Below are 21,097 nucleotides of genomic sequence, written 5' to 3'. Positions count from 1 at the left end.
CCGGATGAGGACGGCGCAGGCCTATACCGAACAGCTGCAGCAGCTGCTGCCGCGTGGTGCCGTCTGGACCCGTGATCCGGATTCGGTCCTGACCGCCGTCCTGGCGGCGCTGGCGGTCGAGTTCGCGCGGCTGGATGCCCGGGCCGAGCAGCTGCTGGTCGAGCTGGACCCGGCCCAGACCTATGAGCTGCTGGGCGACTGGGAACGGGTCCTGGGCCTGCCGGACGGATGCACGCCGGTGACCGGCACGATCAGCGAGCGGCGGGCGGCTGTGCTGCAGAAGCTGACCAGCCTCGGCGGGCAGACGCCGGCCTTTTACATCGCCATGGCCGCGCACCTGGGCGTCGAGGTCGAGATCTTCGAGTTCGATCCGGACGTCGATGATTACGCGCCCGGGCTGGATATCAGCGACGGGCGATGGCGCTACGTCTGGCGGATGAATGTCCTGACCGAGACGGACTTCACCGTCTTTCGCGCTGGGGTCTCGGCCGCCGGAGACCGCCTGGTCGAGGGCGGGGCCCTGGACCTGGAATGCGTGATCCGCCGCGCCAAGCCCGCCCACACCCAAGTCGTCTTCAGCTATCCCGAGGCCTGACCATGTATCGCATCGACACCCCCGACGCCGTCGACGGCCGCTTCAACGACAACCCCGCCATCCAGAGCCCTACGACCCGAGTGCCGGCGGCCTGGCTCAACGACGTCCAGGAGAACCTGTGCGCCGTCATCGAGGGCGCGGGTATCGGCCTGGACAAGGGCGAGGCGGGTCAGCTGCTTGCGGCGATCGGCGTCCTGATCGACCGGGTTCAACCGATCGGGGCCATTCTGATGCTGGACGGGCCGCTGGCTAGCGCCAGCCTTTGCGAGATCAACACCGAATATCTCAGGGCCGACTATCCGCGTCTGGTTGCCTTCTACACGGCGCAGGGGCGGCTGATTGCGGGCAGCACGGCAGCACATTTCCGGACACCCAACTATGAAGGCCGGTTCCCGCGATCGATTTCGAGCGACGCCACGGTAGATCCGGATGGCCCGCGCGTGGAAGGCAGCCTGCAAGGCCAGTCCTTTGAGAGCCATACCCACATGAACAGCCCAACGCCGTCGGACAGCGAGGGTGGCCAGGGGAGACCGGTCACGGGCAATACCGGCTTCGGGGAATCGCTTACCCCTTGGGAAACGTCGGCCACTGGTGGCGACGAAACGCGGCCCAAGAATTTCGCCACGCGCCTGGTCATCCGGGGGCGCTGACGCACAAGGAATCGGATCAAGGTTCAGCCATGCGCGACCGCACCGAAGCCGTCCTGACCGCCCTGCTGATCGTCGTGACGATCGCCCTGGCGGTATTGCTCGGACTGCAGGTCGCCCAGGGCTGAACCCGATCCCAAGAGACCACTCCTCGGCATCGAGGGGGGTGACGGGGCGGCCACCCCATCACCGCAGGGCGTGAACCCTGCACCTTGGGTGCCTAGAACACCCTTAGTTCCCCCCACCGGGCGCACCGGCGGGGCTATCGGAAGCTGCTTTGACTATGGAGTCCACCACTGACCGCACCCCCGTGCGGCCAATCAAGACCGTCGCCCCCTATGTGGGCGGCAAACGCAACCTGTCGACCCGGCTGGTCGATATGATCGAGGCGACGCCTCACAGCCGCTACGCCGAGGCCTTTGTGGGCATGGGCGGCGTCTTCCTTCGGCGGCGGACCAAGCCCAAGTTCGAGGTGATCAACGACTGGTCGGCCGACGTGGCCAATCTGTTCCGCATCCTGCGGGAACACTATCCCCAGTTCATGGAGGTGCTGCGTTTCCAGATCACGACGCGGGCCGAGTTCGACCGGCTCAGCAAGGTCGATCCGGATACCCTGACCGACCTTCAGAGGGCGGCGCGGTTCCTCTATCTGCAGCGCCTGGCCTTTGGTGGGCGCGTGGGCACCCGGCATTTCGGCATGGACATGAACCGAGCGCGGTTCAATCTTTCGACCCTGGAGCCGATGCTGGAGGACCTGCACGAAAGGCTGAACGGCGTCGTCATCGAGCGGCTGCCCTTCGACCGGTTCATCGAGCGCTATGATTCGCCGGAGACGCTGTTTTTCCTGGACCCGCCTTACTGGGGGAACGAGGCCGACTATGGGAAGGATCTGTTCGGCCGCGCCGACTTCACCCTTCTCAGGGACCGCTTAGAGGCCGTTCAGGGGCGCTTTATCCTGACCATCAACGATCGGCCGGAGACCCGCGCGCTGTTCGCCGGCCAAGCCTTCCATATCGAGCCCGTCGGCGTAACCTATCGCCTCAGCGGCGCACCCACCGAGGCGCGCGAGCTGATCATCACCAGTAAGACCTGCAGCAGCCAAGGCGATTCCCGATGAGCGACTTCCTCAAACTAACCCTGCTCTCAGGGGCGAAAACAGTGCTGAACGTGACGGCGATCGAGCGCCTGAGTGCAAACCGGGTCGGGACACTGATCGTGTTGAAGGGCGGCACCTCAGCCCAGGAATCAAACCGTCTGGACGTGAAGGAGGATTTCGACGACCTCGCATCAGCGCTAGGGGCTTTGAGCATCATGGGTGACGACCCATTCTAGCGAGTGCAGTGCTCCAGAACCTCTTGTCCCAGACTCCAGCCGCTTCTGTCGCGCTTCAATCCGGCGCGGTCATTGTTCGCTAACTGTCTTTCGTCCATGCTGGAACGAATGACGAACGCAACGATTCATGGCCAGACGCGGATTCTGGGTCTGGACCCCGGTCTGAGGCGCACCGGCTGGGGCGTGGTGGTCTCTGAAGGCGCGCGACTGCGATGGGTCGCACATGGCGTGGTGACGCCGCCGGAGTCTGCGCCCCTCAGTGAACGGTTGCTGTGGCTGCTGGACAAGGTGGGCGAGGTCTGTGCGACCCATGGCTGCGACGAGGCCGCGATCGAGGAGGTTTTCGTGAACGTCAATCCGTCCTCGACCTTGAAGCTGGGCCATGCGCGGGCGGCGGTGATGCTGGCCCCGGCGCGGGCGGGGCTGTCGGTCGCGGAGTATTCGCCGAACCTGATCAAGAAGGCGGTGGTGGGGGCGGGGCACGCCGACAAGACCCAGATCGCCTTCATGGTGAAGCGGCTGCTGCCGGCAGCGGGCGACGTGACCGCCGACGCTGCCGATGCCCTGGCCGTGGCCATCACCCACGCCCAATTGCGTAAGCGAGCACTGCTGGCGCGGAGCGCTGCATGATCGGGCGGTTGCGTGGGGTTCTGGCCGAGGTCGAAGAGGCGCACTGCCTGATCGACTGCGGCGGTGTCGGCTATGTCGTGACCTGTGGTGCACGGACCCTGGGGCGGTTGCCCGCGCCGGGCGACGAGGCCGTGCTGCATATCGAGTCCAGCTGGTCGGCCGAGAATGGCCCGCGCCTGTATGGCTTCCTGAGCCGCGATGAGCGCCGCGCCTTTACCACCCTGACCGGCATCCAGGGGGTGGGGCCCAAGGCGGCCTTGTCGGTGCTGGACGTGCTGCCGCCCGGCGAACTGGCCGGAGCGGTGGCGCGCGAGGACAAGGCGGCCATCGGCCGGGCCAATGGGGTGGGGCCCAAGCTGGCGCTGCGGATCGTGACCGAGCTGAAGGGCAAGCCCCTGGGCGATCTGTCCTTCACCCCGAGCGCACCGGGCGTCCATGCGGAGATCGCGCCACCGGTGCCCAGCGTGACCGGCGAGGCGGTGTCCGCCCTGCTGGGCCTGGGCGTGGCGGAGGTGAATGCGCGCCGGGCCGTGGATCAGGCCCTGCTGCGCCTGGGCGATGCCGCAGAGCTGTCGGCCGTGATCCGCGCGGCGTTGCAGGAGCTTGGGCGGTGATGGTGGCGTGGCGCGGCGTGAACAGTGCTAATGAGCGCAAGGGTGAGCGCGACGGTGCTTCGGCCCTGGCAGCACAGCTCACCCCCTGCTCACTCGCACGCCCCACCGACACGCCATGACCGACGACCGCATCATCTCGCCCGATGCCGCCCCCGGCGAGCAGTATGACCGCGCGCTGCGGCCGGAGGCCTTGTCTGAGTTCGTCGGACAGGAGGCGGCCAAGGGCAACCTGAAGGTCTTCATCGACGCGGCCCGGGCGCGCGGGGAATCGCTGGACCATGTGCTGCTGTTCGGACCGCCGGGCCTGGGCAAGACGACCCTGGCGCAGATCGTGGCGCGGGAACTGGGCGTGGGGTTCCGCGCGACCAGCGGCCCGATCCTGGCCAAAGCCGGCGATCTGGCAGCGATCCTGACCAATCTGGAACCGCGCGACGTCCTGTTCATCGACGAGATCCACCGCCTGGCCCCGACGGTGGAGGAGATCCTGTATCCCGCCATGGAGGACCATGTGCTGGACCTGATCATCGGCGAGGGACCGTCGGCGCGGTCGGTGCGGATCGATCTGGCCCCGTTCACTCTGGTGGGTGCGACGACGCGGGCGGGGCTCTTGGCCACGCCGCTGCGGGACCGGTTCGGCATTCCGCTGAGGCTGGAGTTCTATACGCCCGACGAACTGGTGCGGGTCATCACCGGGGCGGCGCGCAAGCTGGGTGCACCGATCAATGACGAGGGCGCGCGCGAGATCGCCAGCCGGTCGCGGGGCACGCCGCGCGTGGCCGGGCGGCTGTTGCGGCGGGTGCGCGACTTTGCCCAGGCGGAAGGGGCGGGCGTCATCGACCGGATCGTCGCGGCCCGGGCGCTGAGCCGTCTGGAGATCGACGAGGCCGGGCTGGACGCCAACGACCGCCGCTTCCTGAAGGCCCTGATCGAGAACTATGGCGGGGGGCCGGTCGGCATGGACACCCTGGCCGCCGCCATCGCCGAGGCGCGCGACGCGGTCGAGGACGTGATCGAACCCTATCTGCTGCAGCAGGGCTTCATCCAGCGGACGCCGCGCGGCCGCATGGCCTGTGCCCGCGCCTATGCGCACCTGGGCCTGGCCGAACCGCCGAAGCCGAGCACAGCCGGGCAGGCGGGCCTGTTCGAATAAGGGATGGCGGCATCGCCCTCGACCTGCCTCTTCACCGCGCGGGCAAAGAGCGGCATGTTCTGCCGATGGCGCGCGGCATTTCGACAAATCGACTGATCGCCGGCTTGGGCCTGGCGGTCGTCGTCCTGGGGGCTGTGGCGGTCTGGGCGTCCAGTCAGGGCTTGCGGCCGATCTGGAGCGAGGAGACCGCGCCGGAGCGGGTGCTGCGCCAGGCCGTGGCGCGGTTAGGTCCGGACGCAGAGGTGCGGTTGATAGAGCAGGGCAGGGGCCCGGTCGTCTGCGGCTATGTGGCGTCGGGATCGGGCCAGCCCCCCGTCGCCTTTGTGTCTCGACCCCACCGCATTCTGCTGAGCGAAGACCCGCTCAACACCGAGTTTCGCGCCATGATGACGGCCGACTGTCCCGGATTTCCGGAACCGCCCACCGCCGGAGCGCCGCAATGAGCCTGTCCGACAGCCCCACCGCCGGTCGGTTCGACGGCCGGGTCCATGTCCTGCCGGTGCGGGTCTATTACGAAGACACCGACTTCACCGGCCTGGTCTATCACGCCAACTATGTCCGCTATTTCGAGCGGGGGCGGTCCGACTGTCTGCGATCGATGGGCATCGGCCATGCCGAGCTGCTGGACGGCGAACGGCCGATGGCCTTCGTGGTGTCGCAGCTGAACCTCAGCTTCCTGAAGCCCGCGCGGATCGACGATGCCCTGACGGTGCGGACCTCCTATGACAGCGTGAAGGGGCCACGGCTGCTGATCTCCCAGGCCGTGATGCGGGGCGAGGACGTGCTGTGCCGGGCGCAGGTGGAGGTGGTCTGCATCCACATGGACGGACGCCCCCGTCGCCCGACCCCGGCCCTGGTTGAAGCCGTTCGACCTTGGTTGGAGCCGCTTGCCTGACCCTGCCCCGACCGGCACAATCTGAGCGTCGGGTTGGGGGATCATGATGGATATCGAGGCAGCGGGCGGAGCGGCCACGGGCGGTCTGCTGGCCGGGGCGATCGAGCGGCCGGTTGGCCATGCCGGCGACGCCCACGGACAGTGCACCGATTGCGGCGAGCCGGTCAGCGGGAAGTTCTGCGCCAACTGCGGTCAGCCGACCCATGTCCATCGCTCGCTGCTGCATCTGGTGGAAGAGGTGCTGCACGGCGTCATGCATTTCGACGCCCGGATCTGGCGCACCCTGCCGCTGCTTCTGCTCAATCCCGGCCGACTGACGCGCGAGTGGATCGCCGGCAAGCGGACCCGATACGTCTCGCCCCTGGCGCTGTTCCTGTTCACCGTCTTTCTGATGTTCTTCCTGCTGAGCTTCGGCGGAGGCTCGGAAGGTCCGGTTCGGATCGCGACGCTTGAAGACCGCACGGCGGATGCGCGCGAGAATGTCGTGGAAACGCGCGCGGATCTGGCCGAGGCCCGCGCCAGGCTCCAGGCCGGGGAGCCGGGAGCCGCGGCGGTGGTGACGGGCCTGGAAACCCTGCTGACAGAGCTGGAGGATCAGGTTCGGTCGCTGGAGCAGGCCCGCACCGCCGGCCCTCGCCCGGACGGCCTGCAGCCCGGCAGCTGGCAGGCTGGCGTCGCCGACGCCGTCAAGGACGGCAATGTGAACATCGGGATCGGCGACAAGAAGTTTCAGGAGAAGATCCTGCACAAGCTGTCGAACCCGGACTTTGCGTTCTACAAGGTGCAGCAGACCCTCTATAAGTTCGCCTTTCTTCTGGTGCCGCTGTCGATCCCCTTCGTCTGGCTGATGTTTGCCTGGAAGCAGGGCTTCACCTGGTACGACCACGGGGTCTTCGTTCTGTATTCCCTGACCTTCATGGCCATCCTGGCCATGGGGCTGGCCTTCGTGGGCGGGCTGGCCGGCAGCGCGCCGGGCTGGATCGCGGCACCGCTTGGCCTGATATCCATCCTGATGATGCTGAGCCCGCCGGTGCACATGTTTGCCCAGCTGAAGGGCACCTATGGGTTGTCGATCTTTTCGGCCCTGTGGCGGACGCTTTTGCTGCTGTTCTTCAGCCTGTTCGCCATCACCCTGTTCATCGTTGCGGTGATCCTGCTGGGACTTGGCGCCTGATGCCTTGCAGAGGCCGCAAATCGGTGGAACGACAGACGCCATGATGAAGCTGCCCTCCTTTCTCCGCACCCGCTCCGCTGCCGTTGTCGCCATCGGCCTGACCCTGGTCGGTGGAACGGTCGTGGCCCAGACCGTGCCGCAAGAGGCGATCGTCTGGGACACGCGCGCCCTGAATCGCCTCACCGACAGTGTGCGCCGTCTGGAAAGCCGCATCGCGCGGCTGAATGGCGAACAGGTCGTCAGCCTGACCCAGCCCGATCCGGAGTTCGTCGCCCTGCAAGGCCGGGTGGCGTCGATGGATCGGCGCCTGAGCGATGTCGAGGCGACCCTGCGCCGGGTCAATGGCGACCTGGAGCGGGTGGGCTTTCAGCTGGATGAGAGCCAGCGCGACAACGCCGCCCTGCGCAACCGGCTGACCGATGCGGAAAGCCGCGTCGAAGAGCTGGAAACCGCAGCGAAGGAAGCGGCCGAGATGACCGGGCCGATCGTGGCCAACTCTCCGACCGGTTCGGCCGCAGGCGACCTGGCAGCGGCGCAGCGGATGCTGTCCAGCGACCCGGCGCGGGGCGAGCGCGCCCTGGAAACGGTCATCGTGACCTGGCCGGATGCGGCGGAGGCGCGCGTGGCCAACTATCGTCTGGGTGACATCTTCTTCGACCGCGAAGACACCGCGTCGGCCATTTCGGCCTATGCGGCGGCCCTGCGCGGCTGGCCCACGACCCCCTGGGCCGGTGAGGCGACGGTCAAGCTGGCCAATGCCCTGGCGGCGGACGCCAAGGGGGACGACGCCTGCCGGGCCTTGTATGAGTTCGACGCCCGCTATGCCGCCTCGGCCTCGCCGGCCCTGAAGACCCGCGTGACGGAGATCAAGACCCGGCTCGGGTGCCGTCGCTGACGGCCCTCGCGCCTGATCTGACCGAACGGCTCTTCGCGCGCCTGGATGCCCGGCTTTGCGCCCATATCGACTCTCCTGTCGCCCTGGCCCTTTCAGGCGGCGGGGACTCGATGGCCCTGCTGGCTCTGGCTGCCGACTGGGCCCGCTCGCGGGGGCGCCGCCTGCTGGCGCTCACCGTTGATCATGGACTGACAGCCGACAGCGCGAACTGGACCGAGCTGGCCGGACGGGCCGCACGCCGGTCCGGCGCGGCATGGCAGGGCCTGTCCTGGAACGGGGTGAAGCCTGTTTCCGGTCTGCCCGCCGCCGCGCGTGCGGCGCGGCACGCCCTGATCGCCGAGGCGGCACGCATGGCCGGGGCCGATGTGGTCCTTTTTGCGCACACCGCCGACGACGTGCGGGAAAGCCAGTGGATGCGGCAGAACGGATCGACCCTCGGCCGCCTTTCCGAGTGGTCGCCGTCACCGGCCTGGCCCGAGGGACGGGGGCTGATGCTGTTTCGTCCTCTGCTCGATGTGGCTCGCGCCGAGCTGCGCGCGCTGCTGACCGCCCGAGGATTGGATTGGATCGAGGACCCCGCCAATGCGGATCTGCGGTTCGCGCGGTCGCGGGCACGTCTGGCGTTGGGCCGCCTTTCGAGCGGCGGTTCCCAGGTGATCGGAGCGGCGCGGGGCCTCGGCCCCTGTCAGGACTGGTCGTCGGCGCATGGCGTTGTCCAAGTCGCCCGCAACGCCCCGGGCCGTGTCGTTTCGGCGGCACTGGTCTGCGCTGGCGGCGGTGACAGGCTGCCGCGAAGCGACCGCCTGCAGTCGGTGACCGATCGGCTGAGGGCCGGCCACATCTTCACGGCCACCCTGTGCGGGGCGCGGATCATGGCCGATGGCGACAAAGTGATCGTGGCCAGGGAGCCGGGCGAATTCGGCCGTCGGCCGACCTCGCCTGTGGCGCTGGGGCCGGGTCAGGCCGTCGTCTGGGACGGCCGGTTCGAGATCGAAACTGCCGAGCGAGGCTGGCGCGTCGGTCCCGCCGTGGGACGGATGGCGCAGCTGTCGCCCGCCGACAGGGCGGAGTTGGCCCCCTTGCCCCCGGCCGCGCGCGCGGCCTGGCCTGTGCTGATCCGGGATGGCGACACTGCGCCGGTTCTTGCACAGCGACAGGCCAGGGTGCGATCGCTGGTCGAAGGAAGACTGGCGCTGGCACTGGACCAAACGACGCACGAACGCGACCTCGGCCACGCCGTCCATGGCGCAAAGCCGTCGAACGCCCTATTTTCGTGTGAAGCCTTCATGACCGACGTCGCCTGAGACGTCGGTTCCACGACCGAGGACCGAATGAACCTGCGGAATTTCGCCATCTGGGGTGTGATCATCCTGGGCATACTTGCTGTCTATGGGGCCATGAGCCAGGGCGGGGGGCTGACCGGCGCAGCCGGGGCCAAGGCCGGGACCGCCGGCGGGCGCCCCGAGCCGATCTCCTATTCCCAACTGCTGAATGCGGTCGAAGCCGCTCAGATCAAGTCGGTCCAGGTGCGGGGCGAAACCCTGACGGGCGTCATGAAGGACGACAGCCGTTTCACGGTCGTCACCCCCTTGCCCAACGGTGACCTGATCCAGAGCATCGACGCCTCGGGTGCCGAGGTGGACACCGTGTCGTCGCGCCAGCCGTGGTGGATGTCGGTCCTGTTCGCCTTGCTGCCTTTCATCCTGATCATCGGTCTGTGGATGTTGGTCATGCGCCAGATGCAGGGTGGAGCCCGCGGGGCCATGGGCTTCGGCAAGTCCAAGGCCAAGCTGCTGACCGAACACAAGGGACGCAAGACGTTCGAGGACGTCGCGGGCGTGGACGAGGCCAAGGAAGAACTGCAGGAGGTCGTCGACTTCCTGAAGGACCCGGGCAAGTTCCAGCGCCTGGGCGGCAAGATCCCGAAGGGCGCTCTGCTGGTCGGCCCTCCCGGCACCGGCAAGACTCTGCTGGCCCGCGCCGTCGCGGGCGAGGCGGGCGTGCCCTTCTTCTCCATCTCGGGCTCGGACTTTGTCGAAATGTTCGTGGGCGTCGGTGCCAGCCGCGTGCGCGACATGTTCGAACAGGCCAAGAAGAACGCCCCCTGCATCATCTTCATCGACGAGATCGACGCCGTCGGTCGTCACCGTGGCGCAGGCCTGGGCGGCGGCAATGACGAGCGCGAGCAGACGCTGAACCAGCTGCTGGTCGAGATGGACGGCTTCGAGGCGTCGGAGAACATCATCCTGATCGCGGCCACCAACCGTCCCGACGTTCTGGACCCCGCCTTGCTGCGTCCGGGCCGCTTCGACCGTCAGGTGGTGGTGCCGAACCCGGACGTCTCGGGCCGCGAGCGCATCCTGCGTGTCCACATGAAGGACGTGCCCCTGGCTGCCGACGTCAACACCAAGACGATCGCGCGCGGCACGCCCGGCTTCTCGGGTGCCGACCTGGCCAATCTGGTCAACGAAGCCGCCCTGATGGCCGCGCGCAAGGATCGCCGCATGGTCACCCATCGCGATTTCGAGGACGCCAAGGACAAGGTCATGATGGGGGCCGAGCGCCGCTCCATGGCCATGAACGAGGAAGAAAAGCGCCTGACCGCCTATCACGAAGGGGGCCACGCCATCGTCGCCATGAACGTCAAGATGGCCGACCCGGTGCACAAGGCGACCATCGTTCCCCGTGGCCAGGCCCTGGGTATGGTTATGCAGTTGCCGGAGGGCGATCGCTATTCGATGAAGTATCAGCAGATGGTCGACCGGATCGCCATCATGGCTGGCGGGCGCGTGGCCGAAGAGCTGATCTTCGGCAAGGAGAACATCACCTCCGGGGCCTCGTCCGACATCCAGCAGGCGACCAAGCTGGCCCGCCGGATGGTGACGCAATGGGGCTTCTCCGACGTGCTGGGCACGGTGGCCTATGGCGAGAACGAACAGGAGGTCTTCCTGGGCCATTCGGTCGCGCGCAGCCAGAATGTCTCGGAAGAGACCGCCCGGATCATCGATGCCGAGGTCAAGAAGCTGGTCACCTCCGGCTGGGACGAGGCGCGCCAGATCCTGACCGACAAGGCCGACGATCTGGAGAAGCTGGCCCAGGCCCTGCTGGAGTTCGAGACCCTGTCCGGCCAGGAGATCAAGGACCTGCTGGAGAAGGGGCTCGCGCCGAACCGCGACGAGAACAACTTCCCCAACGCCGGACCGTCCGTCTCGGTCCCGGTGACCCCGGTGCCCGAGCCGGTGACCAGCGTTCCGACCGTTCACTGATCGACCAAGTCCCTCCCCTCAGGGGGAGGGATGCGGACCTTGCCAAACGCCGTGTTCCGGGTTCAGTCTGCGGCCCATGATCGACGCCGCCCCGACCGAACGCTTCACCTCGTTCCAGGCCTTCTATCCCTATTACATCCATGAGCACTCCAACCGGACGTGCCGGCGGATTCATGTCGTGGGGACCGGGTTGGTGATCGTCGCCTTTGTGGTCGGTGTGGCGACGCTGAATCCGTGGTGGTTCCTGGCCATGCCGCTGATCGGCTACGGCTTTGCCTGGGTCGGGCATTTCGCGTTCGAGAAGAACCGCCCCGCGACGTTCAAATACCCGCTGTGGAGCCTGATGGGCGACTTCCGCCTGTTCTACGAGACCCTGGCGGGCCGTCGTAAGTTCTGACCGCAGGGCTCAGTTCGACGCGTTTTCCCAGGCGGGCGGGCAGCCGTCGAAACGGCCGGCCTGTTCGACGGTCAGGGTGCTCATGTTCAGCGGCATGGCCGGGCGCATCGAGCCGCGGCCGTGGCCGGTGTAGAGATCGATCTTGTTGCCCCGGATCGCGCCGCCGGTGTCGGAGGCATACCAGTAGCCGTCGTGGACCGTGCCGTCCGGCAGGACCAGGCCGACCGTCTCTCGGATGAACAGGCGGGTGCGGCGGGGGACCACCCGCGGGTCGGTGGCCACGGTGCGCATCGGCACGGGGCGGCAGCCCAGAGAATCGTTGCCGGTCGCCCCGCCGCCACCGGCGTGATAGAGGCGCGCCGACAGACGCCAGTCGGGTTCACCCTGCATCAGGGCCTGCTGCTCGGGCGTGAGCGCGATGTTTGCCGTGCCGCCGACATTGGCCTCTGCGACGGCGGCCTCGGCCGCGATCACGCTGTCATAGGAGACGGGCTCTTCCACCGGGGAAAAGGCCAGGCTCAGGACGAGGGCCAGCAGGGCGGCAGCGTTCGACATCGTGCATCAATGGGGTCGCACCGGTCCCGACACGTCCGGCGTGCTCCCTGTTAGGGCGAAATGAGGCATTTTGCGGGCAGCGTCCGCTCGCGCGACCGTTTGTCCACATCACGGATAGCAACAGCGGGCGGCCTTCCAATCAGTGCTGAGCAGTATTGGCAGGTGATCGATTATTTTCTGTGACGAGATGCTTGGGCGCGATGACGATATTCGCGGCCTTAACATCTTGCGTTCAAGGTTACTGAGCGATTGATGCGCCGTCATTGTCAGTGCTCGCGGATCGTCTGTCGGAATGGATGGGGCTGGTCCCCGCCGCGCGGTGGATTTAAACGGGGCGCACATTCCCCCCGTCGACTGTCCCAAGGTGTTCCTGATGAAGCGTTTCGCCATAGCGGCCCTGGCCATGGTGTTGCTGGCCGCGCCCGCCTCTGTCTCTGCCTGGGGCGAGACGGGGCACCGGATGGTCGGGATGGCCGCGATGCGGGCCCTGCCGGACGACATGCCCGCCTTTCTGCGCACCCCTTCGGCCGTGGCCGATGTGGCCGAGCTGACGCGCGAGCCCGACCGCTGGAAGGGGGCCGGTCAGCCGCACGACCGCGAGCGCGACACCGCCCATTTCGTCGACATGATCGAAGACGGCCGGGTGATGACCGAACAGGGCATGTCCATCGACGCCCTGCCGGAGCTGAAGTCCGAATATGACGCGGCCCTGCTGGCGGCCGGGATCAAGGTCGATGACGCTGGCTACCTGCCCTATGCCATCATGGACAGCTATCAGCAGCTGGTGCGCGACTTCGCCTATTGGCGCGTGCTGAACGCGGCCGAGGCGCGCGAGACGGATCCGGCCAAACAGGCCTGGTACCGGGCCGACCGCATCCGGCGCGAAGCCCTGATCGTGCGCGACATGGGCGTGCTGGGCCACTATGTCGGGGATGCCTCGCAGCCGCTGCACACCAGCATCCACTACAATGGCTGGGACCGGAACACGCCCAATCCGGAAGGCTACACCACCGCTCGTGTGCACGGCACGTTCGAGGGTGGGTTCGTGCGCCGCAACGTCCGCTTCGATGCGGTCGAGGCGGCCATGCCGGCGGCCCAGTTGGGCTCCTATGACATGCGGGGTCGCACGGCCGTCTTCTTGAGGACGACGCTGGGGCATGTGGTGCCCTTCTATCGTCTGGAAAAGGCGGGGGCCTTTGTTGATGGCGACGCGCGGGGCATTGCTTTCACGACCGAACGACTGGCGGCGGGGGCGGGGGAACTGCGTGACCTGTTCATCCTGGCCTGGAGGGCCTCGGCCGACGTCTCGATCGGCTGGCCTGCGGTCAAGGTGGCCGAGGTCGAGGCCGGAACCGCCGATCCGTGGGTGGCCATGGTGGGGGCGGAGTGAGCCCTCACGGGGTGAACACTGCTAGTGAGCAAGAGGTGAGCAGACGATGCTACGGCGGGCGCGCTCACCGCTCGGCTCACATTTCACCTTTCGCTCAACAAAGCCTCGACCATGACTGAACCTGCTGCCCCCATCGTCATCCTGGACAAGTCCCAGATGGCCGAGAACATCGGCGCAGTGGCGCGGGTGATGGCCAATTTCGGACTGTCGGAACTGCGGCTGGTCAGCCCGCGCGACGGCTGGCCGCAGGAGCGGGCCTGGGCCACGGCCTCGGGGGCCGACTGGGTTCTGGACGGGGTGCGGGTGTTCGGCAGCGTCGCCGAGGCGGTGGCCGACCTGCAGACCGTTTTTGCCACCACCGCCCGCAGCCGCGAAACGCGCCAGCCGGTGCGGACCCCACGCGAGGCGGCGCGAATCCTGTATGACGACCGGGCTTCCGGCCTGGGGGTCGGGCTGCTGTTCGGGGGCGAGCGGGCGGGGCTGGAAACCAGCGACATCGCCCTGACCCAGGGGATCGTGACCATCCCGATCGACCCGCGTCACCAGAGCCTGAATCTGGCCCAGGCGGTGGCGATCAATGCCTATGAGTGGCGCACCCTGATCCTGGACGCGCCGCCGCCCCGGTTCCGAGAGGCCGAACCGCCCGCGCCGGGCCAGCTCTTGCTGGGCATGTACGAACATCTGGAGGCGGAACTGGACGCAGGCGGCTTCTTCCATCCGCCCGAGAAGCGGCCCTCGATGGTTCAGAATCTGCGCGTCATGCTGGGCCGGGCCGGTTTCACCGAGCAGGAGGTGGCCACCTTCCGCGGCGTGATCACCGCTCTGTCCAAGGGGCGGGGCCGGGTCCTGGCCAAGCTGGCGGCGGCGAAGCGTCAGGACTGATCACTGGCGCGGGACGCGCCCCGGGCGGATAGTCCTTCTAAGCAAGGAAAGAGCATATGCGACACCTGTTTATGGCCGGGCTGGCCACGGTCGGACTGATTGCGGTGGCGGCTCCCGCCTCGGCCCAATCGATGAATGTGCCGCAGATCGTTGACACCGTGCTGGGCCAGATCTGCGTGCCCTATGCGGACACAGGCAATATCGTCGCTGCCGTGACCACCGCGCAGGCCCTAGGATACCGACTCGACGAAGACGAAAGCGCCTTGATGCTGCACGAGTCTCCCCCCTCGGCCATGGCGCGCCTGAGCCGTCGTCACCAAGGCACGATCACGCTGGAGTTGAGCTACGGCAACGGTATGTGCAGCGTCGGCATTTTCGAGGGCGATCTCTCCAGTATGTCACCCGCCGCCGCCCCGCATGTGGCGCGGTTGGGCCTTCAGCCAGTGCTGGTTTCGCAGGAAGGGCAGACCACCACAGACATCGCTGTCTGGCGCAGCGGCACGACCCAGCTGGTGATCAGCCGCAGCCCCTATTTTTCGCCGGGCTCTGAACTGGTGCTCAGTTTTCGCCTGCCCTGAGCGACGACAGGAACCCCGGCACGACTTCGGTGGCGGGGCCATGGTGCGTCTCGTCGAAGAGGTCGGAGATCAGCGAGGACTCGAGGTTCAGTTCGACCGTCCGCGCCCCGGCCAGCCGGGCCTGCTGGACGAAGCCCGCCGCAGGATAGACCGCGCCCGAGGTGCCGATGGAGACGAACAGGTCGCAAGCCTCCAGCGCCGCCTCGATCCGCTCCATATGCAGGGGCATCTCGCCGAACCAGACGATGTGCGGCCGCATCCGTCCCGCCGGATGATGGGGCGAGGGGTGATCGGCCTCCAGGTCGCCGGGGCAGTCCTGGACCTGGCCGGTGGCGGTGCAGTGCGCTTTCAGCAGTTCGCCGTGCATATGGATCAGCTGGAAACCGGCACCGGGCGGCTGGGCGGCATGGGCCCGGTCGTGCAGGTCGTCGACATTCTGGGTCACCAGCATCAGCTCGCCGGTCCAGCGGGCGGCCAGGGCTGCGAGGGCGTGGTGGGCCGCATTGGGCTGGACGGTCGCCAGCTGCCGCCGCCGCCGGTTGTAGAAGTCCTGCACCAGGGCCGGGTCGCGGGCGAAGGCCTCTGGCGTCGCCACATCCTCTATCCGGTGCCCCATCCACAATCCGTCATCGGCGCGGAAGGTGGGGACGCCAGACTCCGCCGATATGCCTGCTCCGGTGAGGATGACCAGATTACGGTGGATCATCGGGTGGCCTGACGGCGGTTTCGCTTCTGGCGACTGCGATGGGCCATATGGCTTTCCGAAGCTGCATACTCGGGCGGCAGGTCGAACTTGCCGTGGCGGTCATAGTGACGCGCACTGCGAAGGTGTCCGGCCCGGCCCAGCCGATGCGCGCGCCATAGGATGAACAGTGTCCAGGCAGCGGCCAGGACCGTGCAGAGTATCCAGACCGGAATAAACGCTGACTGCAAAATCACCACGGGAATATAGGGAACGAACGCAATACCGATCACAAGCTGAGAGCGCCGAGGAGGCCCCGACAGCACGCCGTCGACCCATCGTCGGACATGCAGATATGTCGACCGAATGCGCTCCATACATCGACCTTAGCGGCGATCGGCGAAGGTGGCACCCGTGGATGGTTGATCATGAGCCCCAGCACCCTTTAGATCGCGCGCCAGAACAGGAGCCCTGACCCATGAAGACCCGCGCCGCCGTCGCCTTTGAGGCCAAACGTCCGCTGGAGATCGTCGAGGTCGATCTTGAGGGGCCGCGCGCCGGGGAGGTGCTGGTCGAGATCAAGGCGACGGGCATCTGCCACACCGACGCCTATACGCTGGACGGGCTGGACTCCGAGGGCATCTTCCCCAGCATCCTCGGCCATGAGGGCGCGGGCGTGGTGGTCGAGGTCGGGCCGGGCGTGACCTCGGTCGCCGTCGGCGATCACGTGATCCCGCTGTACACGCCGGAATGCCGCCAGTGTAAATCCTGCCTCAGCCGCAAGACCAATCTGTGCACCGCCATCCGCGCCACCCAGGGCAAGGGCTTGATGCCCGATGGCACCAGCCGCTTCAGCTACAAGGGTCAGGCGATCGCCCACTACATGGGCTGTTCGACCTTTTCGAACTTCACCGTCCTGCCCGAGATCGCCCTGGCCAAGATCCGCAAGGACGCGCCGTTCGAGAGCGCCTGCTATGTCGGCTGCGGCGTGACGACGGGCGTGGGCGCGGTCGTGAACACGGCCAAGGTCGAGCCGGGCGCCAACTGCGTTGTCTTCGGCCTGGGCGGCATCGGTCTGAACGTCATCCAGGGGCTGAAGATGGTCGGGGCCGACATGATCGTCGGCGTCGACATCAACGACACCAAGGAGGAATGGGGCCGCCGCTTCGGCATGACCCATTTCGTCAATCCGAAAAACGTGTCCGACGTCGTCGCCCATCTGGTCGAAATGACCGGCGGCGGGGCCGACTACACCTTCGACTGCACCGGCAATACGACCGTGATGCGCCAGGCGCTGGAAGCCTGTCACCGGGGCTGGGGCGAAAGCATCGTCATCGGCGTGGCCGAGGCGGGCAAGGAGATCGCCACGCGGCCGTTCCAGCTGGTCACCGGCCGGGTCTGGCGCGGCTCGGCCTTCGGCGGCGCACGCGGGCGGACGGACACGCCGCGCATCGTCGACTGGTACATGGACGGCAAGATCGAGATCGACCCGATGATCACCCACACCCTGCCGCTGGAGCGCATCAACGAGGCCTTCGACCTGATGCATGCGGGTGAGAGCATCCGGTCCGTGGTGGTGTTCTGACGTCCGTTGCATTAAAAAACGGACCTGGTTAAGCTGGAATCTTCAGGCAGGGGAGGTCGTCATGTTCACACACGTCACCGTCGGCGCGAACGACATCGAGGCGTCGCGGAAATTCTATGATGCGGTGTTGGGGGCGCTGGGCATTTCTGCGGGGGCTGACGACGACCGGGGCCGGGTCTGGTGGCGGACGCCGCGCGGGGCCTTTGCGATCACCAGGCCCCTCGACGGCCAGCCCGCCTGCCACGCCAACGGTGGCACGATCGGGTTCGGCGCGCGCGATGCCGACGCGGTCCGCGCCTTCCATGAGGCCGGCATTGCCGCCGGCGGGACGGCGATCGAGGATCCGCCGGGCGAGCGTAAGAGCCCGTTCGGTACGCTGAACGTCGCCTATCTGCGTGATCCGTCGGGCAACAAGATCTGCGCCGTGCACCGGGCGGGCTGAGCGGGTCAGCGTTTCACGTCGGCGTCCTCGAAATCCTTGGGGGCCCAGCCCATGTCGCGGGGGCCGTGGCCTTCGAAATCGGCCAGCTGGTCGGCGACGGCCGTCCGTAAGGTTGGAAACATAGGGTTCGGTCCGTACCTGCCGTGACGGTGATCATGACGAGCCTCCTGCCTGATGCAATCCGCAGGCCGGAGGGCTTGTTCCTGACGACGGCATCCGCCACACCGACAGTCATGACCTTGACGACGACCAAGACCCACGCCGTCCACGGCGGCACCCTGCGGTATCTGAAGCACGACAGTGCGGCGACGGGCACGCCCATGACCCTGTCTGTCTTCGTGCCGCCGGGCGAGGGTCCGTTCCCCGTTCTGATCTGGCTGTCGGGCCTGACCTGTACCGAGGACAATTTCACCACCAAGGCCGGAGCCTATGGGGCCGCCGCCGAACACGGCGTCATCATCGTCGCCCCCGATACCTCGCCCCGAGGCGAAGGGGTGGCCGACGATCCGGCCTATGACCTGGGCCAGGGGGCAGGCTTCTATGTCGATGCCACTCAGGCACCCTGGGCCCCGCATTTCCGCATGGAGACCTATGTCACCGACGAGCTGATCGGCCTGATCGATGCGGAGTTTCCGACGACGAAAGTGCGCTCGATCAGCGGCCATTCGATGGGCGGGCACGGGGCCCTGACCCTGGCGCTGCGGCATCCGCACCTGTTCCGCTCGGTCTCGGCCTTTGCCCCGATCGCCTCGCCGACGCGCTGTCCCTGGGGCGAAAAGGCGCTGGGTGCCTATCTGGGGCCGGACCGGACCGTCTGGGCCGACCATGACGCGACCCTGCTGATCGAGGGCGGCACGGGCCAGGGGTGTTTCGACGACATCCTGATCGACCAGGGCGACGCCGATCCCTTCCTGGCCGACCAGTTGAAGCCCGAACTGCTGCAGGCGGCGGCCGATGCGGTCGGACAGCGGATCACCCTCCGGATACAGCCGGGTTACGATCACAGCTACTTCTTCATGGCCAGTTTCGTCGCGGACCATGTCGGCTTTCACGCGGCGCGGCTGAAGGACTGATCTTGAATGACGAAGCAACTGGACCCCATCCGCCCCGAGCATGAGCCGATGTTCGCGGCCCTGTGCACCGAGCTGGGCTTCTGCCTGCATGACAAGGGCCAGAAGCGGGTCGTGGCGGCCCTGCCGCTGGGTCTGGATGCGGCGGTCAAGGCAGTATTCGAGGCGGGCGGCGTGGACCTGCTGAACGCGCCGGGGGATCAGCGACGGGCCGTGCGCGACTGTATCAAGGCCAATCTGCCGCCGGTCTGAGCCTCGGCTTGACGGACGGCCCTGGCGCTTGTCAGGCTGAAACCTGGGTCTGGAGGATACGCCGATGTTGAGTTGGGTTCTGGCGGCGGTGGTGGGACTTCAGGATCCCTCCGGTCCGCAGACGTTCGCCGTGCCATCGGTCGACGGCTATGTGCTGAACGGCCAGGTGGACCGGCCGGCGGGTCCGTCGCGCGGGGCGGTCATCCTGGTGGCCGGAACCGGTGCCTTCGACCGCGATGTCCGGTTCGGAACCAGCGGCACCCCTCGTGATCTGATTTTCGCCGATCTGGGCCAGCGGTTCGCGGCGCGGGGCTTGAGCGCGGTGCGCTACGACCGCCGGGGGGTCCGGCACAATGTCCCCCCCACTGAGGTCATCGACCCGGCGGCCACCACCAGCGTCACGGCCGAGAACCTCAGCCGCGACGTCGGCGCCCTTTATGACTGGACCCGGTCGCCGGAAGGGCTGGGCGCGCAGTGCGTCGTCTTCTTCGTCCATTCCGAAGGCGGGGTGCATCTGGCGGGCGTGGCACGGACGGACGCACCGCCGCCGGCCCTGATCATCGGCATGGGCGCGCCGCTGGAGAGCAAGACCGCCGCCGTGCGCTGGCAGCTGTCCGGGCGCGATGCCGAATCCCTTCGTCTGATGGATGCGGACGGCGACGGATCGGTCACCAATGCCGAGGTCGAGGCCAACTGGATGCGGACCCCCTCTGCGGTGTTCGGGACCATGGTGCCCTTCATCCAGCCCGACGGGGTCTGGACGCCGGAGGACATCGCCATGGTCGAAACGGTGCAGGCCGGCCTCTATGACCAGACAAAGGCTGCGGCCTTGGCTCCGCCGGACGAGGCCCCCTATCCCAATGCCCAGGCCCCGGCGTTCTCCCAGGGCTGGTGGAAGACCTGGTTCACCGACGATCGGCCCCTGGCCCAGGCCTATGCCGCCTGGGGCGCGCCGATGATCCTGCATTATGGAGAGATCGACTCCCAGGTGCGCGAGGCCCGGCAGAGGGCCGCAGGGGAGGGGGTGATGAACCCCGGTCAGGTCACCTTCGTCAGCCATGCCGGACGAGGCCACACCCTGGGCGAGGGCGTCATCATGGGGCCGATCGACGAGGCCATCGCCGATCGCATCGCCGACGAGGCTGCGGCGGCCTGTCCCGGCTGAATCCGGAACGAAATCGGTCGGGAACGGCTTGGGTTGGGCATCCGGATGCCTATCTGAAGGGCATCGCTAACCCTGAAAGACGAGGAGCCTCCCCATGGCTTTCACCCTGCCGCCGCTGCCCTATGCCTATGATGCGCTGGAGCCGGCGATCGACAAGGCGACGATGGAATTCCATCACGACAAGCACCACCAGGCCTATGTCGATAAGCTGAACGAGGCCGTGGCTGCCGATCCGTCCCTGGAGGGCAAGTCTCTGGAAGAGCTGTTCGCCGGGATGTCGAAACTGCCCAAGGCGGTGCGCAACAACGGCGGCGGTCACTGGAACCACAGCCTGTTCTGGGAACTGCTGGCTCCGGCCGATCAGGCGGGTGAACCGTCGGCCGAGCTTGCGGCTGCCATTGATCGCGACCTCGGCGGCCTGGACAAGTTCAAGGAAGCCTTCAATGCCGCCGGTGCCGCGCAGTTCGGCTCGGGCTGGGCCTGGCTGATCGTGCAGGACGGCAAGCTGAAAGTCACCTCGACCCCCAACCAGGACAATCCGCTGATGGACGTCGCGGACGAAAAGGGTGCCGTCGTCCTGGGTGCCGATGTGTGGGAGCACGCCTACTATCTGAAGTATCAGAATCGCCGCGCAGACTATCTGAAGGCCTTCTGGTCGGTGGTGAACTGGAACAAGGCCAACGCCCTGTTCGCCGAGGCCACCGCCTAGTTCTGACTAAGGCTCAGCGCCTCGCGCGCTGCTGATCCTCAATCGCCGTCATCCCGGGGTTCTGGCGACGCCGATCCCGGGATGACGGGCGAGACAAATGTCGATCGAACGCCCCGCCGCCGCCTCGCGTCAGGCAGGGGTTGCTACGTAGATTGGTAGCGCTAACATTCCCCTGAAGATTGACACTCGGGG

The 21,097-nt window shown here is 67.1% G+C and carries 26 protein-coding genes; 23 read left to right on the top strand and 3 right to left on the bottom strand.

The features are described from left to right. Window positions 1–4 precede the first annotated feature (4 nt). The 14 genes from JIP62_RS06135 (at window position 5) to JIP62_RS06070 (ending at window position 11,595) form a co-directional block, all read left to right on the top strand. Window positions 5–595 carry a YmfQ family protein gene (locus tag JIP62_RS06135; protein WP_201104013.1) on the top strand — a complete coding sequence of 197 codons (591 nt, stop codon included), beginning with the start codon at window positions 5–7 and terminating at the stop codon, window positions 593–595. Between the two features lie 2 nt (window positions 596–597). Beyond that, window positions 598–1,245: a hypothetical protein gene (locus tag JIP62_RS06130; protein WP_201104012.1), complete on the top strand. Its 648-nt coding sequence runs from the start codon at window positions 598–600 to the stop codon at window positions 1,243–1,245. Window positions 1,246–1,525: 280 nt separating this feature from the next. Next, the gene (locus JIP62_RS06125) at window positions 1,526–2,359 is read left to right on the top strand and encodes a DNA adenine methylase (RefSeq protein WP_201104011.1); all 834 of its coding nucleotides are present in this window, start codon (window positions 1,526–1,528) and stop codon (window positions 2,357–2,359) included. Continuing rightward, on the top strand, window positions 2,356–2,574 hold the full coding sequence (locus JIP62_RS06120) for a hypothetical protein (protein ID WP_201104010.1): 219 nt from the start codon (window positions 2,356–2,358) through the stop codon (window positions 2,572–2,574). Before JIP62_RS06125 ends, JIP62_RS06120 begins: the two co-directional genes overlap by 4 nt. Before the next feature lie 108 nt (window positions 2,575–2,682). Next, on the top strand, window positions 2,683–3,204 hold the full coding sequence (gene ruvC / locus JIP62_RS06115) for a crossover junction endodeoxyribonuclease RuvC (protein ID WP_201104009.1): 522 nt from the start codon (window positions 2,683–2,685) through the stop codon (window positions 3,202–3,204). After that, the gene (gene ruvA / locus JIP62_RS06110) at window positions 3,201–3,818 is read left to right on the top strand and encodes a Holliday junction branch migration protein RuvA (RefSeq protein ID WP_201104008.1); all 618 of its coding nucleotides are present in this window, start codon (window positions 3,201–3,203) and stop codon (window positions 3,816–3,818) included. Before ruvC ends, ruvA begins: the two co-directional genes overlap by 4 nt. A 115-nt stretch (window positions 3,819–3,933) precedes the next feature. Continuing rightward, complete coding sequence (gene ruvB, locus JIP62_RS06105) at window positions 3,934–4,968, top strand: Holliday junction branch migration DNA helicase RuvB (protein WP_201104007.1); 1,035 nt, start codon at window positions 3,934–3,936, stop codon at window positions 4,966–4,968. A gap of 65 nt (window positions 4,969–5,033) precedes the next feature. Then, entirely contained in the window at window positions 5,034–5,411 is a 378-nt protein-coding gene (locus tag JIP62_RS06100) for a hypothetical protein (RefSeq protein WP_201104006.1), read from the top strand. Next, entirely contained in the window at window positions 5,408–5,863 is a 456-nt protein-coding gene (gene ybgC / locus JIP62_RS06095) for a tol-pal system-associated acyl-CoA thioesterase (protein WP_407932730.1), read from the top strand. The genes JIP62_RS06100 and ybgC overlap by 4 nt, the downstream gene beginning before the upstream one ends. A gap of 43 nt (window positions 5,864–5,906) precedes the next feature. Continuing rightward, the gene (locus tag JIP62_RS06090; protein WP_201104005.1) at window positions 5,907–7,037 is read left to right on the top strand and encodes a DUF3667 domain-containing protein; all 1,131 of its coding nucleotides are present in this window, start codon (window positions 5,907–5,909) and stop codon (window positions 7,035–7,037) included. 40 nt (window positions 7,038–7,077) lie between these two features. Beyond that, window positions 7,078–7,932 (top strand): tol-pal system YbgF family protein, encoded by an 855-nt coding sequence (locus JIP62_RS06085; protein ID WP_201104004.1) that lies wholly within the window; start codon window positions 7,078–7,080, stop codon window positions 7,930–7,932. Further along, window positions 7,920–9,236: a tRNA lysidine(34) synthetase TilS gene (gene tilS, locus JIP62_RS06080; RefSeq protein WP_230974884.1), complete on the top strand. Its 1,317-nt coding sequence runs from the start codon at window positions 7,920–7,922 to the stop codon at window positions 9,234–9,236. The genes JIP62_RS06085 and tilS overlap by 13 nt, the downstream gene beginning before the upstream one ends. A gap of 27 nt (window positions 9,237–9,263) precedes the next feature. Then, window positions 9,264–11,198 carry an ATP-dependent zinc metalloprotease FtsH gene (gene ftsH, locus JIP62_RS06075; protein ID WP_201104003.1) on the top strand — a complete coding sequence of 645 codons (1,935 nt, stop codon included), beginning with the start codon at window positions 9,264–9,266 and terminating at the stop codon, window positions 11,196–11,198. A gap of 76 nt (window positions 11,199–11,274) precedes the next feature. Continuing rightward, window positions 11,275–11,595: an Mpo1-like protein gene (locus JIP62_RS06070; protein ID WP_201104002.1), complete on the top strand. Its 321-nt coding sequence runs from the start codon at window positions 11,275–11,277 to the stop codon at window positions 11,593–11,595. Between the two features lie 9 nt (window positions 11,596–11,604). Here the strand turns inward: JIP62_RS06070 and JIP62_RS06065 are convergent, their stop codons facing one another. Continuing rightward, window positions 11,605–12,150 (bottom strand): 3D domain-containing protein, encoded by a 546-nt coding sequence (locus JIP62_RS06065; protein WP_201104001.1) that lies wholly within the window; start codon window positions 12,148–12,150, stop codon window positions 11,605–11,607. A gap of 373 nt (window positions 12,151–12,523) precedes the next feature. On the opposite strand from JIP62_RS06065, the gene JIP62_RS06060 reads away from it, so the two are divergent. From JIP62_RS06060 to JIP62_RS06050, 3 genes are all read left to right on the top strand, one after another. Beyond that, entirely contained in the window at window positions 12,524–13,540 is a 1,017-nt protein-coding gene (locus JIP62_RS06060) for a phospholipase C/P1 nuclease family protein (RefSeq protein ID WP_201104000.1), read from the top strand. 111 nt (window positions 13,541–13,651) lie between these two features. Then, window positions 13,652–14,422 carry an RNA methyltransferase gene (locus JIP62_RS06055; RefSeq protein WP_201103999.1) on the top strand — a complete coding sequence of 257 codons (771 nt, stop codon included), beginning with the start codon at window positions 13,652–13,654 and terminating at the stop codon, window positions 14,420–14,422. A 56-nt stretch (window positions 14,423–14,478) separates the two neighbouring features. Further along, window positions 14,479–15,000 (top strand): hypothetical protein, encoded by a 522-nt coding sequence (locus tag JIP62_RS06050; protein ID WP_201103998.1) that lies wholly within the window; start codon window positions 14,479–14,481, stop codon window positions 14,998–15,000. Here the strand turns inward: JIP62_RS06050 and JIP62_RS06045 are convergent. Then, window positions 14,981–15,706: an NAD-dependent deacylase gene (locus JIP62_RS06045; protein ID WP_201103997.1), complete on the bottom strand. Its 726-nt coding sequence runs from the start codon at window positions 15,704–15,706 to the stop codon at window positions 14,981–14,983. The two genes, JIP62_RS06050 and JIP62_RS06045, sit on opposite strands and share 20 nt — an antisense overlap. Continuing rightward, entirely contained in the window at window positions 15,703–15,939 is a 237-nt protein-coding gene (locus JIP62_RS06040) for a hypothetical protein (RefSeq protein WP_201103996.1), read from the bottom strand. The genes JIP62_RS06045 and JIP62_RS06040 overlap by 4 nt, the downstream gene beginning before the upstream one ends. Before the next feature lie 221 nt (window positions 15,940–16,160). On the opposite strand from JIP62_RS06040, the gene JIP62_RS06035 reads away from it, so the two are divergent. The 6 genes from JIP62_RS06035 to JIP62_RS06010 all read left to right on the top strand — a co-directional run bounded on the left by JIP62_RS06035 (window position 16,161) and on the right by JIP62_RS06010 (window position 20,905). Next, the gene (locus tag JIP62_RS06035) at window positions 16,161–17,267 is read left to right on the top strand and encodes an S-(hydroxymethyl)glutathione dehydrogenase/class III alcohol dehydrogenase (protein WP_201103995.1); all 1,107 of its coding nucleotides are present in this window, start codon (window positions 16,161–16,163) and stop codon (window positions 17,265–17,267) included. Between the two features lie 61 nt (window positions 17,268–17,328). Further along, a complete protein-coding gene (locus JIP62_RS06030; RefSeq protein WP_201103994.1) occupies window positions 17,329–17,709 on the top strand; it encodes a VOC family protein in 381 nt (126 codons plus the stop codon). A gap of 233 nt (window positions 17,710–17,942) precedes the next feature. After that, on the top strand, window positions 17,943–18,782 hold the full coding sequence (fghA, locus tag JIP62_RS06025; RefSeq protein WP_201103993.1) for an S-formylglutathione hydrolase: 840 nt from the start codon (window positions 17,943–17,945) through the stop codon (window positions 18,780–18,782). Between the two features lie 6 nt (window positions 18,783–18,788). Next, the gene (locus JIP62_RS06020) at window positions 18,789–19,031 is read left to right on the top strand and encodes a hypothetical protein (RefSeq protein ID WP_201103992.1); all 243 of its coding nucleotides are present in this window, start codon (window positions 18,789–18,791) and stop codon (window positions 19,029–19,031) included. A 64-nt stretch (window positions 19,032–19,095) separates the two neighbouring features. Further along, the gene (locus tag JIP62_RS06015) at window positions 19,096–20,196 is read left to right on the top strand and encodes an alpha/beta hydrolase (RefSeq protein ID WP_201103991.1); all 1,101 of its coding nucleotides are present in this window, start codon (window positions 19,096–19,098) and stop codon (window positions 20,194–20,196) included. A 94-nt stretch (window positions 20,197–20,290) separates the two neighbouring features. Continuing rightward, window positions 20,291–20,905 (top strand): superoxide dismutase, encoded by a 615-nt coding sequence (locus tag JIP62_RS06010; RefSeq protein WP_201103990.1) that lies wholly within the window; start codon window positions 20,291–20,293, stop codon window positions 20,903–20,905. Window positions 20,906–21,097 lie beyond the last annotated feature (192 nt).

Source organism: Brevundimonas vitisensis, assembly GCF_016656965.1.
Taxonomy (GTDB): Bacteria; Pseudomonadota; Alphaproteobacteria; order Caulobacterales; family Caulobacteraceae; genus Brevundimonas; species Brevundimonas vitisensis.
Note: the sequence above shows the minus strand (reverse complement) of the source record. Positions and strands in the feature narration are given on the sequence as shown.

Bases quoted from the DNA above. Each gene is read 5' to 3' on its own strand.
- JIP62_RS06135 (WP_201104013.1), top strand. From the start codon at position 5: ATGAGGACGGCGCAGGCCTATACCGAACAGCTGCAGCAGCTGCTGCCG.
- JIP62_RS06130 (WP_201104012.1), top strand. From the start codon at position 598: ATGTATCGCATCGACACCCCCGACGCCGTCGACGGCCGCTTCAACGAC.
- JIP62_RS06125 (WP_201104011.1), top strand. From the start codon at position 1,526: ATGGAGTCCACCACTGACCGCACCCCCGTGCGGCCAATCAAGACCGTC.
- JIP62_RS06120 (WP_201104010.1), top strand. From the start codon at position 2,356: ATGAGCGACTTCCTCAAACTAACCCTGCTCTCAGGGGCGAAAACAGTG.
- ruvC (WP_201104009.1), top strand. From the start codon at position 2,683: ATGACGAACGCAACGATTCATGGCCAGACGCGGATTCTGGGTCTGGAC.
- ruvA (WP_201104008.1), top strand. From the start codon at position 3,201: ATGATCGGGCGGTTGCGTGGGGTTCTGGCCGAGGTCGAAGAGGCGCAC.
- ruvB (WP_201104007.1), top strand. From the start codon at position 3,934: ATGACCGACGACCGCATCATCTCGCCCGATGCCGCCCCCGGCGAGCAG.
- JIP62_RS06100 (WP_201104006.1), top strand. From the start codon at position 5,034: ATGGCGCGCGGCATTTCGACAAATCGACTGATCGCCGGCTTGGGCCTG.
- ybgC (WP_407932730.1), top strand. From the start codon at position 5,408: ATGAGCCTGTCCGACAGCCCCACCGCCGGTCGGTTCGACGGCCGGGTC.
- JIP62_RS06090 (WP_201104005.1), top strand. From the start codon at position 5,907: ATGATGGATATCGAGGCAGCGGGCGGAGCGGCCACGGGCGGTCTGCTG.
- JIP62_RS06085 (WP_201104004.1), top strand. From the start codon at position 7,078: ATGATGAAGCTGCCCTCCTTTCTCCGCACCCGCTCCGCTGCCGTTGTC.
- ftsH (WP_201104003.1), top strand. From the start codon at position 9,264: ATGAACCTGCGGAATTTCGCCATCTGGGGTGTGATCATCCTGGGCATA.
- JIP62_RS06070 (WP_201104002.1), top strand. From the start codon at position 11,275: ATGATCGACGCCGCCCCGACCGAACGCTTCACCTCGTTCCAGGCCTTC.
- JIP62_RS06065 (WP_201104001.1), bottom strand. From the start codon at position 12,150: ATGTCGAACGCTGCCGCCCTGCTGGCCCTCGTCCTGAGCCTGGCCTTT.
- JIP62_RS06060 (WP_201104000.1), top strand. From the start codon at position 12,524: ATGAAGCGTTTCGCCATAGCGGCCCTGGCCATGGTGTTGCTGGCCGCG.
- JIP62_RS06055 (WP_201103999.1), top strand. From the start codon at position 13,652: ATGACTGAACCTGCTGCCCCCATCGTCATCCTGGACAAGTCCCAGATG.
- JIP62_RS06050 (WP_201103998.1), top strand. From the start codon at position 14,479: ATGCGACACCTGTTTATGGCCGGGCTGGCCACGGTCGGACTGATTGCG.
- JIP62_RS06045 (WP_201103997.1), bottom strand. From the start codon at position 15,706: ATGATCCACCGTAATCTGGTCATCCTCACCGGAGCAGGCATATCGGCG.
- JIP62_RS06035 (WP_201103995.1), top strand. From the start codon at position 16,161: ATGAAGACCCGCGCCGCCGTCGCCTTTGAGGCCAAACGTCCGCTGGAG.
- JIP62_RS06030 (WP_201103994.1), top strand. From the start codon at position 17,329: ATGTTCACACACGTCACCGTCGGCGCGAACGACATCGAGGCGTCGCGG.
- fghA (WP_201103993.1), top strand. From the start codon at position 17,943: ATGACCTTGACGACGACCAAGACCCACGCCGTCCACGGCGGCACCCTG.
- JIP62_RS06020 (WP_201103992.1), top strand. From the start codon at position 18,789: ATGACGAAGCAACTGGACCCCATCCGCCCCGAGCATGAGCCGATGTTC.
- JIP62_RS06015 (WP_201103991.1), top strand. From the start codon at position 19,096: ATGTTGAGTTGGGTTCTGGCGGCGGTGGTGGGACTTCAGGATCCCTCC.
- JIP62_RS06010 (WP_201103990.1), top strand. From the start codon at position 20,291: ATGGCTTTCACCCTGCCGCCGCTGCCCTATGCCTATGATGCGCTGGAG.